The organism is Streptomyces sp. NPDC030798, assembly GCF_055572275.1.
Genome location: NZ_JBVIDR010000001.1, coordinates 1 through 16528 on the forward strand (window position 1 = coordinate 1; position 16528 = coordinate 16528).

Annotated in this window: 12 protein-coding genes and 1 pseudogene; 5 read left to right on the forward strand and 8 right to left on the reverse strand. The window is 72.9% G+C overall.

The annotated features are described in order from the left end of the window. Positions 1–130: 130 nt before the first annotated feature. Complete coding sequence (locus ACZ404_RS00005) at positions 131–469, forward strand: hypothetical protein (RefSeq protein WP_468434963.1); 339 nt, start codon at positions 131–133, stop codon at positions 467–469. Positions 470–546: 77 nt separating this feature from the next. Here the strand turns inward: ACZ404_RS00005 and ACZ404_RS00010 are convergent. Continuing rightward, positions 547–1574 (reverse strand): annotated as a pseudogene (locus ACZ404_RS00010) (alcohol dehydrogenase catalytic domain-containing protein). A gap of 111 nt (positions 1575–1685) precedes the next feature. After that, positions 1686–2345 carry a TetR/AcrR family transcriptional regulator gene (locus tag ACZ404_RS00015; RefSeq protein WP_468434964.1) on the reverse strand — a complete coding sequence of 220 codons (660 nt, stop codon included), beginning with the start codon at positions 2343–2345 and terminating at the stop codon, positions 1686–1688. A gap of 141 nt (positions 2346–2486) precedes the next feature. Here ACZ404_RS00015 and ACZ404_RS00020 point away from each other — a divergent pair, with 141 nt between their 5' ends. Beyond that, the gene (locus ACZ404_RS00020) at positions 2487–3746 is read left to right on the forward strand and encodes a YncE family protein (protein ID WP_468434965.1); all 1260 of its coding nucleotides are present in this window, start codon (positions 2487–2489) and stop codon (positions 3744–3746) included. 61 nt (positions 3747–3807) lie between these two features. On the opposite strand, the gene ACZ404_RS00025 is transcribed toward ACZ404_RS00020, so the two are convergent. After that, positions 3808–5664: a cellulase family glycosylhydrolase gene (locus ACZ404_RS00025; protein WP_468434966.1), complete on the reverse strand. Its 1857-nt coding sequence runs from the start codon at positions 5662–5664 to the stop codon at positions 3808–3810. Positions 5665–5737: 73 nt separating this feature from the next. After that, positions 5738–7708, reverse strand: a complete 1971-nt coding sequence (locus ACZ404_RS00030; RefSeq protein ID WP_468434967.1) for a GTP-binding protein — start codon at positions 7706–7708, stop codon at positions 5738–5740. 182 nt (positions 7709–7890) lie between these two features. Here ACZ404_RS00030 and ACZ404_RS00035 point away from each other — a divergent pair, with 182 nt between their 5' ends. After that, on the forward strand, positions 7891–8997 hold the full coding sequence (locus tag ACZ404_RS00035) for an XdhC family protein (protein ID WP_468434968.1): 1107 nt from the start codon (positions 7891–7893) through the stop codon (positions 8995–8997). Between the two features lie 915 nt (positions 8998–9912). Here the strand turns inward: ACZ404_RS00035 and ACZ404_RS00040 are convergent. The 4 genes from ACZ404_RS00040 to ACZ404_RS00055 all read right to left on the reverse strand — a co-directional run bounded on the left by ACZ404_RS00040 (position 9913) and on the right by ACZ404_RS00055 (position 15202). Beyond that, positions 9913–10506 carry a GNAT family N-acetyltransferase gene (locus ACZ404_RS00040; RefSeq protein WP_468434969.1) on the reverse strand — a complete coding sequence of 198 codons (594 nt, stop codon included), beginning with the start codon at positions 10504–10506 and terminating at the stop codon, positions 9913–9915. Between the two features lie 21 nt (positions 10507–10527). Further along, entirely contained in the window at positions 10528–11028 is a 501-nt protein-coding gene (locus ACZ404_RS00045) for a metallophosphoesterase family protein (protein ID WP_468434970.1), read from the reverse strand. An 18-nt stretch (positions 11029–11046) separates the two neighbouring features. Further along, a complete protein-coding gene (locus tag ACZ404_RS00050; protein WP_468434971.1) occupies positions 11047–12048 on the reverse strand; it encodes an SDR family oxidoreductase in 1002 nt (333 codons plus the stop codon). Positions 12049–12157: 109 nt separating this feature from the next. Further along, positions 12158–15202, reverse strand: coding sequence for an FAD-binding and (Fe-S)-binding domain-containing protein (locus ACZ404_RS00055; protein WP_468434972.1), 3045 nt, complete (start codon positions 15200–15202; stop codon positions 12158–12160). A gap of 166 nt (positions 15203–15368) precedes the next feature. Here ACZ404_RS00055 and ACZ404_RS00060 point away from each other — a divergent pair, with 166 nt between their 5' ends. Together ACZ404_RS00060 and ACZ404_RS00065 are read left to right on the forward strand one after the other, a co-directional pair. Beyond that, positions 15369–15806, forward strand: coding sequence for a MarR family winged helix-turn-helix transcriptional regulator (locus ACZ404_RS00060; protein WP_468434973.1), 438 nt, complete (start codon positions 15369–15371; stop codon positions 15804–15806). A 49-nt stretch (positions 15807–15855) separates the two neighbouring features. After that, positions 15856–16440, forward strand: coding sequence for a hydrolase (locus ACZ404_RS00065; RefSeq protein ID WP_468434974.1), 585 nt, complete (start codon positions 15856–15858; stop codon positions 16438–16440). Positions 16441–16528 lie beyond the last annotated feature (88 nt).

Consider the following 16528-nt stretch of genomic DNA (forward strand, 5'->3'; position numbering starts at 1 on the left):
TGGAGTGGGCGACCTCCTGCCCGCCGCCCCGCCACAACTTCGTGACCCTGCCCCGCATCCGTTCCGAGTCCCCGGCGTTCGACCTGCACCACCCCAACTCCGCAGCGCCCGAGCGGGAGTTGACCGCGCAGTGAGCGCCCACGACGAACGGGCCCTCGTCCAGGAGATCGAGGGCCACCTGCTGCTCGCCGCGACCCGGGAGGAGGGCCGCACGGCGGCGGCCCGCGTCGCCGCACACCTCGGCTGGCTCACCGACACCCAACGGGACGAGCTGGAGCGCCACTTCGAGGCGGAGTACCTCGCCCTGGCCCGCACCTCCTGGCACCGCACCGCCCACCGCGCAACGGAACTGCGACAGGCGTACGAGGCCCGCTACCGAATGCTCCGCCAGCGGCTCCTCGCCTGGTGCCTGCTCGCCGGCGCCCTGCCGGCGGCGGCGAGCCTGCTGCTGCTCGCCGCCGCCCGGTAGGGCCGCGTCGACGGGCGTCCCGTCACAGGCCCGCGGTGACGTTGGTGAACGTGCCGTCGGAGGGGTCGCCGGCTCCGTCAGCCGGTGCCGGTGAGGACCATGCGGAAGCGGGCTCTGCCGGAGAGCATCTTCCGGTAGGCCTCGTCCGCCTGGTCGAGGGGCACCGTCTCGGTCATCGGGCAGATGCCGTGCAGGGCGCTGAAGGCCATGGTGTCCTGCACGTCCTGCGCGGTGCCGGACGGGTGCCCGCGCACCACGCGGCCGCTCATCAGCAGCTGGGCCGGGTTGATGCCGAGCGGCGCGGTGTCGGCGCCGATGACCACCAGTTCCCCTCGGTGCGCCAGCCCGTCCACGGTCGCCGTGATGGCGTCGGAGTTGCCGGCGGTGGCCAGCACCACCTTGGCGCCGCCCAGGGACTGCAGCGCCTCGGCGACCGGCGTGCCGGAGGTGCTGTCGACGTAGTGGTGGGCGCCGAGCTGCTTGGCGAAGTCGGCCTTCTCGGCGCCGCGGGCGATCCCGACCGTCTCGAAGCCCATGGCGACCGCGTACTGCACCCCGAGGTGCCCGAGGCCCCCGAGACCCAGTACGGCGACGAGGTCTCCGGGCCGGGCGGAGCTGCGCCGCAGCCCGTTGTACGTGGTCACGCCGGCGCATGCCATGGGCCCGGCATCGCTCGCGGCCAGCGCGTCGGGGATCCGGGCCAGGGCGTCGGCGGGCGCGATCACCTGCTCGCCGAAGCCGCCGTCGTAGGCCCAGCCGGGCACCTTCAGGTTCCGGCACACGATGAAGTCGCCCTCCCGGCAGGGCCGGCAGTGGCCGCAGCTCCCGCCGAACCAGCCGACGGTCACCCGGTCGCCCACCTGCCGGCCGCGGCCCTCGGCACCCTCGCCCAGCTCCTCGATCCGCCCGGCGATCTCGTGCCCGGGGACCAGCGGGAACGACACGCCGGGCAGCGCCCCGCTCACGAACAGGGCGTCGCTGTGACAGATCCCGCACGCCTCCACGTCGATCCGCACGTGGCCGGGGCCGGCCGCGGCACCTCCCGCTCGGCCAGTTCGAACGTGCCGCCCGCTGCGGTCACCTGCGCGACTCGATACGTGCTCATGCGTTGCTCCGGAGAACGGGTGCGAAACAGTACGACACCCCCCGCACCAGCAGACCAGCTCCGGGCCGATCGCGCGCGCCGAACCCGCTCACCTGGCGCGACGTGCCCTGCTCAGGCTCCGGGACGCCAGCCCTGCGGGCGCAGGATGCCGAGGAGCTGACGGACGAGCTCGTCGACGACCTCGTCCAGGCTCGCGTCCACCCAGCCGGCGCTCCAGTCGTGCAGCAGGCCGTTGACGCTCCCGATGAAGGCCGTGGCCGCGAGCCGGTAGTCGCGCGGCGCCGCCTCTCCGCGCGCCGCGGCCGCGTCGGCCTCCGCGCGGATCAGGTCGACCCAGCGGGCCCGCCGGGCGAGCCGCTGCTCCTCCAGGCGGGGGCTGACCCCGATGATCTCCACGAAGGTGATCCGGATGCGGCGCGGGTCGCAGGTGACGTCCCGCGCGTAGGCGCGGAACAGCACGGCGACCCGTTCGGCCAGCGGCAGCCCCTCCGCCTCCGCGAGCGCGTCGAGCACCGCCCGCTCCGCCCAGCCGTTGACCTCCAGGTGCAGTGCGGCGAGGACGTCCTCGAGGGTGCGGAACTCCTCGTAGAACTGGCGGGTGGACAGGCCCGCGGCCTGGCTCAGCGCGGCGACGGTCGTCGCGCGGTAGCCGGGGCTGTCGCCGAACAGCTGGAGGGCGGCGGCCAGGAAGCGGCGGCGCCGCTCGGCCTGCCGCTCCTCGGCGGACCTGCCGCCGTAGCGGCCCGTCGGCGCCCTGAGCCTCCCCGTCACGCTTTCCCCCTCCGTCGCCCCACCGGTCTCCCAATCTTGTCGTGCACACATCTTGTCGAGAAGGCCACCCCCTCCTTACTTTTCAGTAAGTTCACTGTGAATGCACCCGTGTTCAGATTTCCCCGAGGAAGGAGAGCAGTCATGTCTGCCTCCAGATCCAGGCACCTTTGCTCCGTGGCCGCCGCCCTTGTCCTGACCGTCGCCGCCCCGGCGACGGCCGCCTCCGCCGCGTCCTCCGCGTCCGGGACCTCCGGTCTGCGGGAGGTGCTGTTCGTGGGCAACAACTGGGACGGCACCGCCGATGTCATCAAGTCCTCCGGAGACTTCGCAAAGATCGGCCGGATCAACGTCATCCCGGACAAGGACCAGCGGATGGCCGAGATCAACGCCGACCCGATCAAGTGGATCTACTTCCAGGCGATCCGCAACAGCGTCGGCGAGGGCCACGACCAGTTCGCCGACGACATGTACTCCACGCCGGACGGCAGGTCGGTGGTCGTCTCCCGGCCGAGCTTCGCGGACGTGGTCTCCATCGATCTGGCCACCGGAAAGATCAACTGGCGTTTCCCGGTGGCCGGTTACCGCGCCGACCACATGGCGGTCTCGCCGGACGGCACCCGCGTGGCCGTCTCCGCCTCGACGGCGAACACGGTGCACGTCCTGGACATCACCACAGGCAAGCAGCTCGGGTCGTTCGCGACCGGCGACAAGCCGCACGAGAACATCTTCACCAAGGACGGCAAGTACATCTGGAACATGTCCATCGGGGACGTCAACACCTCCCTGGACGACCCGGGCTGGGACTGGACCAAGGGCGACCGGCACATCACGGTCGTCGACGCGACGACGTACAAGCAGGTCAAGGTCATCGACATGCGGCAGCGGCTGGACGCGTTCGGTCTGAAGGACTTCTCCGACGCCGTCCGCCCGGCGGTCTTCTCCCCCGACGAGTCGAAGCTGTACTTCCAGGTGTCGTTCTTCAACGGCTTCCTCGAGTACGACGTCGCCGCCGACAAGATCACCCGGATGAAGACGCTGCCGAAGAACCCGGCGACCAGCGAGGACCGCACCACCTGGGTCAACGACTCGCGCCACCACGGCATCTCGATGAACCCCGAGGGCACCAAGCTGTGCGTCGCGGGCACCATGGACGACTACGCCACCGTGGTGGACCGCGCCGGCCTGCAGGAGGGTCCGCTGGTGCCGGCCTCCAAGCCGTACTGGGCCACGGTCAGCGGCGACGGCAAGGACTGCATCATCTCCGAGAGCGGCGCCGACCAGGTCACCGCGATCGACTTCGCCACCGGCAAGAAGGTCACGTCCGTCCCGGTGGGCGACCACCCGCAGCGCGTCCGGCTGGGGCATGTGCAGACCGACTGGACGGGCCCGTCGGGCAGTTGAGCGGTCGGGCAGTCGAGCCGTACGGCCTCCGGGAACGGTCCCCCGGAGGCCGTACTCCGGTTCAGAAGCGTGCCGCCGCCCACGCGGCCAGCTCGGACCCGGCCGCGCTCAGCAGGTCCGCGGAGGGTGCCGTGGCGCCGTTGGTCACCAGCGCGTAGTGCAGGACGCCGGAGTCGGTGTCGCTGAGCAGCAGCCGGCGGCTGCCGGTGCCGCCCGGCTCCGGAGCCACGCCGACCGGGGTCGAGGCGGAGTGGGCGGGCGGCCCGAAGACCGTGCCCAGGTCGGAGACGACGGTGGTCGCGGAGGTGGGGAACGAGGCCGGGAGGTGCAGGTCGGTCGGCGCGCCGCCGCTGCCGGAGCGCCACACCAGCAGCCCGTACTGCCCGGAGCCCACCAGGCGCGCCACGTTCGGCAGTGAGCTCGGCACCGGGTTCCAGGTCAGGGTGGTGGAGCCGTCGCGGGAGCGGTCCTCGTAGGTGAAGGCGAGGGGGGTGCCGGCGGTGGCGGCCGGGTAGATCCGGTCCAGCAGCCGCGCGTCCTGGCGCAGTGCGACCTTGCCCGAGCCGTCCAGGGCGACGGCGGACAGGTCCTCGTCGTTCCAGCCGTCGCCGCTGGTGAGGACCTTGTCGGGGTTGCCGTTCATCAGCTCGTGGTGACGGCCGTTGTAGAGGTCCCACTGCCACTGGGACCCGGACAGCACCGGACCGGAGGCGGCCGGGTTCGTCCACCAACGCGCGCCGGGAACACGGGAGTCGAGTGCCTGGTACATCGCCTTGAGGACCGTCGGCGCCTTGTCGGACACCGTGCCGGACAGGGGGTGCCCGAACTCGCTGACCATGGCCGCGGTTCCGGCGGCCGAGGCGCGGTCGCGGACGGCGCCGAAGTCGGAGGCGTACTGGCCGTCGGCCGCCTTGCCCCACATCAGGATGCCGGAGATGGCCTTCTGGTCGTAGAAGTGGGTGTTGAGGACATAGCCCGGGCCGAGCGTGCCCGCGTCCAGCAGGCCGCCCTCCTGCTTCTGGGTGGAGATGTTGGCGTTCCAGAAGAGGTTCGGCTCGACGAAGGCGGGCTTGTCCTGCCAGCCGGCGGCGTCCATGCGGGCACGGAACTTGACGTAGAACGGCCAGAGCAGGTCGCGTTCCCAGGTGCGTGAGGTCTGCCCGGAGTCGTAGCGGCCGGCGTACGGCTCGTTGTACGGGTCGAAGCCGACGACGCCCGCGAACTCGCTCTCGCCCAGGTGCTGCCGCAGGTAGGTCATAACGGACTGGGCGGTGGTGAGGAAGGCGTCCTGGACGCCGTGGGCGTTGTGCCAGAAGTCGTACTGGGCCTGCTGCACGGCCGCGTTCTGGGTGATGTTCTGGCCCCAGAACAGGCAGATGCCGCAGGACTCCTTGGGGTAGCTCCCGGCGTCCACGGCCCATGGGGGGGCGCCGTCCCCGGTGTACCAGCTTCCGCTGTTGAACAGGTAGCGGGAGTACAGGTCCTGGTGGAAGTCGGGGTAGACCCGGATGCCCGCGTCGAGAAAGGCGCGCATCTGCTCGGTGACGGCGGCCAGGTAGGCGGTGTCCACCTGACCGCGCGCGGGTTCGGCGTGCGCCCAGGAGAGCAGGAAGCGGACGGCGTTGCCGCCGCCGAGGGCGCGCAGCGCGGTCGCGGACTTCTGGGCGTCGGCGACCGAGGCGAAGGGCAGGCCGCCGTTCTCCTCCAGTTTGGTCTCGCCGGAGACGTTGTAGCCGCGCAGCACGACCTCGCGGCCCTGGCCGTCGAGGAAGCGGCCGCCGCGCACGGTGAGGGGGGTGTTGTCGAACCAGAGGGAGTCGGTGGGGGTGGCGGCGGTGGCGGGCCGGGCGCCCGCCACCGTCAGGAATCCGCAGAGGACGACCAGCGCGAGCAGCAATCGCGTCCTGATATTCGACATGTACACCACAGTCCGGCGATTTCCGGACAGCGTCAATACTTCTGACTCGCGAGTAAGTTGACTATGAGTCAGCTCAGTCGCCCCTGCGGCGCGTCACGTTCAGCAGGTACTCCTTCCGGTTGAGCGGGTTGTGGTCGGTGCGCGGCCGCTCGGGGACCGGGCCCCGGGTGACGGGCGCGTAGTGGTCGAAGGCGGTCTCCAGCTCGCCCTCGCCCCGGGTGAGCCCGGGCAGCCGCTGCTCCAGCTCATGGACCCGGGCGGCCGGCACGGCCCCCTCCAGGACACAGGCCGGGCCCTGCGCCGCGGTGGTCTCCGGTACGGCGCCCAGCCGGGCCAGCACCGGCAGCAGGGCGCCCAGGGTGTCCGCCGGGGCCTCGATGCGGAAGCGGTGCATCGGCTCGTGCACCCGGGTGCCCGCCCGGCGCAGCGCCTCGACCAGGACGAGCGGGGTCAGGCCGCGGAAGTCGTAGCCGGTGCTCGACATGCTCTTGTCGAAGCCCTGGTGGGCGTGGCTCTGCCGGGGCGAGTAGCCGGAGTGGGTCATGGTGACCGTGCAGTCGGGGATCGCCCAGCCGCGCAGCCCCTGGCCGAGGCTCTCGCGGACGGTGTCCTCGACGGCCTTGAAGAAGGCGTACGGCATGGAGCCCAGCTCCACCTCCAGGCGGAACGCGACGCCCGAGCCGGGCGGGGCCGGGTCGACCCGCAGACCGACGGTGGCGAGGAACGGGTTGGCGTCCTTCTTGTTGAACTCCACCGCCCGGCCGCTGCCGACGGGCCGTTCGATGCACAGGGTGGTGGTCTCCCGGAAGCCGACGTCCAGGCCGTAGTCGTCGGCGAGGGTGGCCTGGAGGACCTCCTTCTGCACCTCGCCGTAGAGGGAGACGGAGGTCTCGCCGCGCAGCTCGTCGTGGCGGACGCCGATCAGCGGGTCCTGCTCGGCGAGCTGGGTGAGCGCCAGGTGCAGGGAGCGCCGGTCGGTGCCGGGGCCGGGGACCACGACGGTCTCCAGGGTCGGCGGCGCGAAGTGGTGCTCGCAGGCCCTGCCCGGCGTGCCGAGCGCGTCGCCGACCCGGATGCCGCCGAGGCCCCACACCTTGGCGATGCGGCCCGCGCCGACGCTCTCCTGCCGGACGTCGGCGCCGTGGTCGAAGACGGCGAGCGCGGTGACCCTGCCCTCCTCGCGGCCGTCCCCGAACGGGATGCGGTCGCGCACGCGCAGGGTGCCGGTGAAGATCCGCGCGTAGGCGATCTTCTCCCCCGCGGGGCCCCGCTCCACCTTGAACACCGTGCCGGCCGGCGGGCCGTCCGGGTCGCCCTCGGCGGCGGGCAGCAGCCGTTCGATGCCGACGACCAGCTCGTCCACCCCGGCGCCGGTGAGGGCGGACCCGAAGTAGACCGGATGGACCAGGGCGCGGCGGGTCTGGGCGGCGAGGGCGGTGTGCAGGCGGTCGTCGCGGAGACGGCCGGCCACATAGGCGGCCAGCAGGTCGTCGTCGTGGTCCGCGAGCGCGTCGAGCGCCGCCGGGCCGAGCCCGGGGACGAAGCGGGCGTCGCGGGTGCCCAGCCCGGCCGCCGTCCCGGCCGGCACCAGCGGTACGGCCAGCCGGCGGGCCATCTCGGCCAGCAGGACGCGGTCCCGGGCGCCGCGCCGGTCGATCTTGTTGACGAAGACGAGGGTGGGGATGCGCAGCCGGCGCAGGGTGCGCATGAGGATCCGGGTCTGCGCCTGGACGCCCTCGACGGCCGAGACGACCAGGACGGCGCCGTCCAGCACGCCGAGGACCCGTTCCACCTCGGCGATGAAGTCCGGGTGACCGGGGGTGTCGATGAGGTTGACGGTCACCGTGTCGAGCGGGAACGACACGACGGCCGACTTGATGGTGATGCCGCGCTGCCGTTCCAGCGCGAGGGTGTCCGTCCGGGTGTTTCCGGCGTCCACGCTGCCGATCTCGTCGGTGACTCCGGCGGTGTGCAGCAGCCGTTCGGTCAGGCTGGTCTTACCTGCGTCGACGTGCGCGAGGATTCCCAGGTTGAGCAAGTGCACGAAGCGTCATGTCCTTGTGTGAGCGGGCGATTCCTTGCTGGATGGACATGAACGGTGCGCGCATGATCGCTCCTGGCTCTTTCCGGGGACTCGACCGGTGCAGTGCAGCAGAACGACGGCCGGCGCGCCAACGGATTAATGTTCAACTACCTGTCGCGGCAGGCGTGACCGAGGAGCGGACGATGCGTGAGATTCTCGCCGTGCTGGACCGGTGGTACGCCGCCCATGTGCCGTTCGCGCTGGCCACGGTGGTCGCGGTCAGCCGCAGCGCGCCCCGCGGGCCCGGCGCCGCGATGGCGGTCGGACCCGACGACGAGGTCGTCGGCAGCGTCTCCGGGGGCTGTGTGGAGGGCGCGGTGTTCGAGCTCGCCCTGGAGGTGCTCGCGAGCGGCGAGGCGCGGACGGCGACGTACGGCTACAGCGACGAGGACGCGTTCGCGGTGGGGCTGACCTGCGGCGGCGAGATCACCGTGCTGGTACGGCCGGTCACCCCGGCCCGGGATCCCGCCTTCGGGGCGGTCGCCGCCTCGGTGGCGGGCGGTGAGCCGGTCACCGTGGCGACCGTGGTGGACGGGCCGGCGCCGTGCGGGGCGACCCTGGCGGTGTGGCCGGGGGCGGCTGCCGGGGGGCTCGGCGCGCCGGGCCTGGACGCGGCGGTGGCCGCCGACGCGCGCGGGGAACTCGCCCTCGGAGCGACGGGTCTCAGGCACTACGGGCCGCACGGCGAGCGGCGCGAGGACGAGGTCGGCGTGTTCCTGCAGTCGTTCGCGCCGCCGCCGCGGATGCTGGTGTTCGGCGCGATCGACTACGCGGCCGCGGTGGCGCGCATCGGTGACTTCCTCGGCTACCGGGTGACCGTGTGCGACGCCCGCCCGGTGTTCGCCACGCCCCGGCGGTTTCCCGAGGGGGTCGAGGTCGTCGTGGACTGGCCGCACCGTTATCTGCGCGGGACGGAGACCGACGCGCGCACCGTCATCTGCGTGCTCACCCACGACCCGAAGTTCGACGTGCCGCTGCTGCGGGAGGCACTGCGGCGCCCGGCGGCGTACATCGGCGCGATGGGCAGCCGCCGCACCCACGAGGACCGGCTGCGCCGCCTGGCCGAGTCGGGCCTCACGCACCGCCAACTGGCCCGACTGCGCTCCCCCGTCGGCCTGGACCTCGGAGCCCGGACGCCCGAGGAGGTGGCGGTGTCGGTGGCGGCGGAGATCGTCGCCCTGCGCTGGGGAGGCAGCGGGGCGCCCCTGACGGAGACACACGGGGCGATTCACCCCCGGGGACGGTCCTGAGGGGCGGGGCGCGGGCATCTGCGGCGGCTGTGCCGGATGCCGGCCGCCGGCCCGCCCGGCCGTCTCCCGGGCGGCCCGTCCACGCCGACTGCTCACGGTCGTCGGCGCGGACGGTGCTCGGGCTGGGCCCTGTCATCCGCCTGGAAGCCTCCCGAGCCGGGCGCCGTCATCCGGGCGTAGAGTCCCCAGACGCCTCGCCCCACCCCTCGGCCACCGCCCTCCGCCATCCCCGACGGCAACCTCAGTCGGCCACCGCCCTCCGCCATCCCCGACGGCAACCCCAGTCGGCCACCGCCCCCAGCCGTCCCCGGCCAATCCCCTGGGCAGCCGCCCCCAGCCGTCCCCTGGCGAATCGACCTCCGCCAACCCCTCAGCCGTCCCCCGGGCGCCCCCCTGGGCCAACCCTCCAGCCCATCCTCGGACGCCGCCTCTCAGCCACCCCCGGCCGCCGCCCCAACCGTCCCCCGGGCTCCCCCCTGGGCCAACCCTCCAGCCCATCCTCGGACGCCGCCTCTCAGCCACCCCCGACCGCCGCCCCAACCCTCCCCCGGCCAATCCACTGGGCAGCCACCCCCAGCCGTCCCCTGGCGAATCGCCCTCCGCCAACCCCTCAGCCGTCCCCCGGGCTCCCCCCTGGGCAACCCTCCAGCCCATCCTCGGACGCCGCCTCTCAGCCACCCCCGACCGCCGCCCCAACCGTCTCCCCGGCGAATCGCCCTCGGCCAACCCCTCAGCCGTCCCCCGGCGCCCTCTCAGTCGCCGCCCCTCGACCACCCTCAGGCCGTCCCCGGAGCCCCCTCAGTCGCCGCCCCTCGACCAACCCCGGTCATCTCCCCCGGCCCCTCGGTCAACCACGTCGGCCGTCCCCCTCCGCCTCACACCCCCGTGGCCATCCGCCATGCCTCTCCCCTCCGCTCACACCCCCGTGCCCACCAGTGCGTGCAGATGCAGGTCGTGCCAGCCGTCTGTCTGGAGCTGGGCGCTGCGCAGGGTGCCCTCGTGGGAGAAGCCGGCCTTCTCGGCGACCCGGCAGGAGGCGGGGTTGGCGGTCGCGTGGTAGAGGCTCAGGCGGTGCAGGCCGAGGTCGTCCAGGGCCCACCGGGCAAGGCGCCGGGCCGCCGTGACGGCGATGCCGCTCCCCCGTGCCTCGGGCAGCACCCAGTAGACGACTTCCGCCGAGCCGCCCGCGAGGTCGACGTCGTTGAGGCCGGCGAGCCCGAGAGGCGCTCCGCCGGCCGGGGCGACGGCCCAGATGACGCCGGTCTCCGCGCGCCGGCGCGCGTGCAGGCGCTCGATCCGGGCGCGGGCCTCGTCCCGGCTGCTCACCGTGAAGAGGTTCCACCGGCTGATGGACGGGTCCTGCCCCGCGGCCAGCAGGGCGTCCGCGTCGGCGTCGTCCAGGCGCCAGGGCCGCAGCTCCAGCCCGCCGGTGAGGCCGAGTACGGGCTGGTGGCCCTCGGCGAGGCGGCCTGCGGGGACGACGTCGGGTATGCCGGAGCCGGAGATCATCCCGGCATCGTGCCACAGGCGCTATCGCCGGGGCAGGCGGTGCAGGGTCACCTCGGTGAGCGTGCCGTCGGTGAGGGTCGCCGTGAGGTAGGTGCAGTGGGGCTGTCGGCGGCGGTCGGTCGGGGAGCCGGGGTTGAGCAGGCGCAGCCCGCCGGGGGCGGTGGTGTCCCAGGGGATGTGGCTGTGGCCGAACACCAGCACGTCCAGGTCCGGGAAGCGGGCGGCGCAGCGCGCCTCGCGGCCCTGGGCGGGCCCGGTCTCGTGCACCACGCCGAACCGCAGGCCGCCCAGCTCGGCGTACGCCACCTCGGGGAGCCGGGCGCGCAGTTCGGGGCCGTCGTTGTTGCCGTACACCCCGACCAGCCGGCGGCTGCGGCTCTCCAGCAGATCGAGCGTCGCCGTGTCCACCCAGTCACCGGCGTGGAACACCACGTCCGCGCGCGGGAGTTCGGCGAGCAGCGCCTCCGGGAGCCGCTTGGCGCGCTTGGGCAGGTGGGTGTCGGACATCAGGAGCAGGCGCACTCCTCCAGCCTAGGCCGGTCAGGAGGCGAGCCGTCGGATGCCGCCGACGGCGCTGAGGACGGCGACGCCCGCGCCGACCGCCGTGGCCGCCGGGTGCCGGGCGAGGGTCTCCTGCCAGGAGCGGGCGTGGGCGCGGTCGTCGAAGGCCCCGTGGGCGCCGTGGTCGTCGGCGGGACCCCGGTCGACCGGCTCGAAGAGGTTGTCCAGGTCGGCGGGCGGGATCGCGTCGCTCTGCTGGGAGTCGTACCCGGTGCGGGCCAGGTAGCGGTCCAGCAGCGCGGGGAAGAAGCGGTTGGCCCAGATGGTGGCCATGGTGGTGGCGCCGACGTAGTACTGCTTGCGTCGCGGGTGGTCGGCCGCGTACGCCACGCCCCGCGCCGCCACCTCCGGCTGGTAGATCGGCGGCACCGGCATCGGGTGCTTGGACAGCCGGGAGCGCACCCAGTCGAACTGGGGGGTGTTGACCGCGGGCATCTGGGCGACCGTGACGTGCACGTTGCTGCCGCGGTGCAGAAGTTCCGTGCGCAGGGAGGAGGTGAAGCCGTTGATCGCGTGCTTGGCGCCGCAGTACGCCGACTGCAGCGGGATGGAGCGTTCGCCGAGCGCCGAGCCGACCTGGACGATCGTCCCCCGGTCCCGGGGCAGCATGCGCTTGAGGGCCGTGCGGGTGCCGTTGACGAAGCCCAGGTACGTCACCTCGGTGACCCGCTGGAACTCCTCGGCGGTGATCTCCTCGAACGGCGCGAACACCGTGGAGAACGCGCAGTTGATCCAGATGTCGATCGGCCCGAACTCCCGCTCGGCGACCTCGGCGACGGCCTCCACCTGGGCCGGGTCGGCCACGTCGGCGGGCTGCACCAGCGGGCGTCCGCCGAGGGCCGCGACCTCGTCGGCGGCCGCCCGCAGGCCGCCCTCCCCACGCGCGACCAGCACGACGTTCGCACCGCGGCGGCCGTACAGGCGGGCGGTGGCGCGGCCGATTCCGGCGCTGGCACCGGTGATGACGACGGTGGCGGGCATGTTCCTCTCCTCTTGGGACGTGTCGGCTTGCTCTTGTGGTGCTCGTGGTTGGTGGTGCTGGTGATTCCGTGGTTTCTCTTGGTTCTCGCTTCGCTGGTGCGGCCGGGCCTCAGGGCCTCCTGCGCAGCCGTAGCGCCGCGCCTGCCCCGGCCGCCGCGACGAGGGCCGCGGCGGAGGCGGTCGTCGTCCAGCGGGCGGTGCGGGTCGGCTCGGACGGGCGGGTGGCCAGGCGCTCCGGGTGGTCGCTGGGCAGGGTGCCGTCGAGCCCGAGCGCCAGGACCTCGGCGAGGTGCAGGGCGCGGCGGCCGGTGCCGCCCTCCTCGATCTGGGTACGGCAGCTGAAGCCGTCGGCGAGGACCAGGCTGTCGGGGGCGGCGCCCCGTACGGCGGGCAGTACGCCGTGCTCGGCGACGGCCATGGAGACCTCGTGGTGGCCGCGTTCGAAGCCGAAGTTGCCGGCCAGGCCGCAGCAGCCCTCGTCGAGGACCTCGGCGTCCAGGTGGGCGCGGCGCATCAGTTCGCGGTCGGCGTCGAACTTCATGATGGCGTGCTGGTGGCAGTGGGTCTGCACGGTCGCCTGCCGCGCGAGCTGCGGTGGCCGCCAGTCGTCGGGCGCGTGGTGGACCAGGTGCTCGGCGAAGGTGCGGAACTGTCCGGCGAGCCGCTGCACGTCCTGGTCGGCGGGCATCAGTTCGGGGGCGTCGGCCCGGAAGACGGCCGTGCAGGAGGGTTCGAGTCCGATCACCGGGGTGCCCGCCTCCAGGTAGGGCCGCAGCACGCCGAGGGTGCGGCGCAGCACCTTCTTCGCGACGGGCAGTTGACCGGTGGAGATCCAGGTCAGGCCGCAGCACACCGGCTTGGTGGGGACGGCCACGTGGAATCCGGCGTCCTCCAGGACCCGTACGGCGGAGATCGCGATGGACGGGTGGAAGTAGCTGCTGAAGGTGTCGGGCCACAGCACGACCGTGCGCGGGTCGGCCGGATCGGGCTCCTCGGTGCCGCGCTCCTGCCACCACTGGAGGAACGACTGCCCGGCGAACACCGGGGCGGAGCGGGCCTCGTCGATGCCGGCGAGGCGCTTGCCGAGGCGGGCGAGACCGGGCGCGTGGAGCGCGGAGTTGACCAGGGACGGAGCGACGCGGGACAGCCGCGCCCACACCGGGAGCCAGCCCATGGAGTAGTGCGCCATGGGGCGCATCCGGCCCTCGTAGTGATGGGACAGGAACTCCGCCTTGAGGGTCGCCATGTCGACCCCGGTCGGGCAGTCGGACTTGCAGCCCTTGCAGGCCAGGCACAGATCCAGCGCGTCGCGCACCTCGGTGGAGCGCCAGCCGTCCTTGACCGCCGAGTCCGCGTGCCCGTCGAGCATCTCGAACAGCAGCCGGGCCCGGCCCCGCGTCGAGTGCTCCTCCTCCATCGTGGCGCGGTACGAGGGGCACATCACGCCGCCGGAGTGGCCGCGGCAGTTGCCGATGCCGACGCAGCGCATCACCGCGCGGTTGAAGGAGTGCTCGTCCTCGGGGAACTGGAAGTGGGTCGCGGGGGTGTCCGGGGTCCAGCCGGGGCCGAGGCGGAGCTGGCCGTCCACGGGGTTGGGGTGGACGACCTTGCCGGGGTTCATCCGGTTGCCGGGGTCGAAGAGGGCCTTCAGCTCGCCGAAGGCGGTCACGAGCCGTTCGCCGAACATCCGGGTGAGCAGCTCGCCCCGCGACTGGCCGTCGCCGTGCTCGCCGGACAGGGAGCCGCCGTAGGAGGCGACGAGGTCGGCGGCGCGCTCCAGGAACCGCCGGAAGTCGGCGACGCCCTCGGCGGTCCTCAGCCCGAAGGGGATGCGGGTGTGCACACAGCCCTGCCCGAAGTGCCCGTACAGGGAGGGGTGGTCGTAGTCGAACTCCTGGAACAGGTTCTTCAGGTCGCGCAGATAGTCGCCGAGCCGCTCCGGCGGGACCGCGGAGTCCTCCCAGCCCTCCCAGGTCTCCCGGTCGTCCGGCGGGCGGGCGGTGACGCCGAGTCCGGCCTCGCGGGCCTTGAGCATCTTCTGCTCGCGCTCGGGGTCGTCGGAGAAGGTGACGTCGGCGTCCTTCTCGTGGCGGCCGACGGCGCGCAGCAGCGCGTGCGCCTGCTCGTCGACGTCCTCCTGGCTGTCGCCGCTGAACTGCACCATCAGCCAGCTGTCGCCCTCGGGCAGGACCTCGAGCGAGTCCAGGTAGGCGCCCTCCTCGCGCATCAGCTGAGCCATGCGCCCGTCCAGTGCCTCCAGTTGGCTCGGCGAGCAGTGCTCCAGCAGAGCGGACACGTCGTCGCCGGCCGCGCAGATGTCGTCGTAGCCGAGGACCAGCAGGGACTGGTACGGCGGCACCGGCACGAGGTCGAGTTCGGCGCGCAGGACGGTCACCAGGGTGCCCTCGCTGCCGACGAGCGCCCTGGCCACGTCGAAGCCGTTCTCGGGCAGCAGGGAGTCGAGGTTGTAGCCGGAGACGCGGCGCGGGATCTTCGGGTAGCCGCGGCGGATGTCGGCCAGGTACTCGGTGGCGATGCGGTCGAGGCCCGCGTACAGCTCGCCGAGCCGGCCGCCGCCCTCGATGATCCGGGCGCGTTCGCCGGGCGAGGTGGGGCCGACCCAGGCGCGTTGGCCGTCGTAGGTGAGGATCTCCAGGCGGCGTACGTTGTCGACGGTCTTGCCGTAGGCCTGGGCCGAGGAGCCGCAGGAGTTGTTGCCGATCATGCCACCGAGGGCGCAGTGGCTGTGCGTCGACGGCTTGGGCCCGAACTGCAGCTTGTGGACGGCGAGCCGGCGGTTGAGTTCGTCCAGGACGATGCCCGGTTCGACCACGCAGGTGCGCTGGTCGGGGTCGACGGACAGCAGCTTGGTGCAGTACTTGCTCCAGTCGATCACCACGGCCGTGTTGGTCGACTGGCCGGCGAGGCTGGTGCCGCCGCCCCGGGACAGCACCGGGGCGTCGAAGCGCGCGCACACGGACACGGCCCGCGCGCCCGCCTCCACCGTGCGGGGCACGACGACGCCGAGGGGGACCTGGCGGTAGTTGGAACCGTCCGTGGCGTAGGCGCCGCGGCTGCCCGCGTCGAAGCGGACCTCGCCGTCCACTTCGGCGCGCAGCGCCGCCTCCAGGCCGGACCTGTCCGGTGGGGTCATCTGCGCTCCCTGAGATCACCGACATCCTTGCTCTTCCAGGACCTGCGGGTACCCCTTCCTTGCTCTGTGCAACGGCGCCGAGGAGGGGAATTGCGGCCCCCGTAGACAGTTGAAACTGAACAGTTGCAACTGGACAGTTCCGGCTGCTGGTTCTAGGGTGGGCGCCATGCCCGAGATCTCCGAGTCCGCCGCCCGTGCGGCACGCGACCTGCGCGTGGTGTTCAGCCGGCTGCGGCGCCGTATCCGCGAGGTGGCGCAGGACGCCGATCTCACGCCGTCCCAGGAGTCGGCGCTGTCCCTGGTCGGCAAGCACGGTGCGGCCACGGCCAGCGCGCTGGCCGCCGAGGAGGGCGTACGGCCGCAGTCGATGGCGACGACGCTGGCCGCCCTGGAGCAGCACGGCCTGATCCGGCGCGCTCCCGACCCCGACGACGGCCGGCGCCAGCTGGTCACCCTCAGCGAGGCGGGCCGGGCCCGCGTCGAGGGCAACAAGCAGCTGCGCGAGGAATGGCTGGCCCGCGCCTTCGAGGACCGCTTCACCGAGGAGGAGCGGGCGGCCGTCCTGCGGGCGCTGGAGCTGATGGAACGGCTCTCGCGGCCGTGACCCGAGCGACTCCCCCACCGACGATTCCCTCGAAAGGCCTGACCGCATCATGGCGCTGACCACTCTCGACCCCCGTACCGCTCTCGTCGCGATCGACCTGCAGAACGGCATCGTGGGCATGCCCACCGAGCCGTACCCGGCGAAGGATGTCGTCTCGCGCACGGCCGAGCTCGCCGACGCGTTCCGCGCGCGCGGGCTGCCCGTGGTGCTGGTGCGGGTCTCCTTCGCGGCCGACTGGGCGGACGCCGTGCCCGGGCGCACCGAGCGCCAGGCGCGCGGACTCGCGTTCCCGGAGGGCTGGGACGTCCTGGTCGACGAGCTGTCCGGCCACCCCGGCGACATCCGTGTCACCAAGCACAACTGGAGCGCCTTCCACGGCACCGACCTCGACGTCCAGCTGCGCCGCCGCGGGGTCACCCAGATCGTGCTGACCGGCATCGCCACCAGCATCGGCGTGGAGTCCACCGCCCGCGACGCCTACGCCCACGGCTACCACGTCAGCCTGGCCACCGACGCCATGGCCGACAGCGACCCCGCGGCGCACGCGGGCAGCGTCGAGCGGATCTTCCCCCGGCTCGGCGAGTCCGGTACGACGACCGAGATCCTGGAACTGCTGGGCCCTACCCACTCCTGACGGACCGCGGCGGTCCCCGGACGGCACAACGGCCGCACCGGGGACCGCGTTAACATGCGGCCACGCGCACCGCGCCACCCAGGCTGCG

Bases quoted from the DNA above. Each gene is read 5' to 3' on its own strand.
- ACZ404_RS00020 (WP_468434965.1), top strand. From the start codon at position 2,487: ATGTCTGCCTCCAGATCCAGGCACCTTTGCTCCGTGGCCGCCGCCCTT.
- ACZ404_RS00025 (WP_468434966.1), bottom strand. From the start codon at position 5,664: ATGTCGAATATCAGGACGCGATTGCTGCTCGCGCTGGTCGTCCTCTGC.
- ACZ404_RS00035 (WP_468434968.1), top strand. From the start codon at position 7,891: ATGCGTGAGATTCTCGCCGTGCTGGACCGGTGGTACGCCGCCCATGTG.
- ACZ404_RS00040 (WP_468434969.1), bottom strand. From the start codon at position 10,506: ATGATCTCCGGCTCCGGCATACCCGACGTCGTCCCCGCAGGCCGCCTC.
- ACZ404_RS00050 (WP_468434971.1), bottom strand. From the start codon at position 12,048: ATGCCCGCCACCGTCGTCATCACCGGTGCCAGCGCCGGAATCGGCCGC.
- ACZ404_RS00055 (WP_468434972.1), bottom strand. From the start codon at position 15,202: ATGACCCCACCGGACAGGTCCGGCCTGGAGGCGGCGCTGCGCGCCGAA.
- ACZ404_RS00060 (WP_468434973.1), top strand. From the start codon at position 15,369: ATGCCCGAGATCTCCGAGTCCGCCGCCCGTGCGGCACGCGACCTGCGC.
- ACZ404_RS00065 (WP_468434974.1), top strand. From the start codon at position 15,856: ATGGCGCTGACCACTCTCGACCCCCGTACCGCTCTCGTCGCGATCGAC.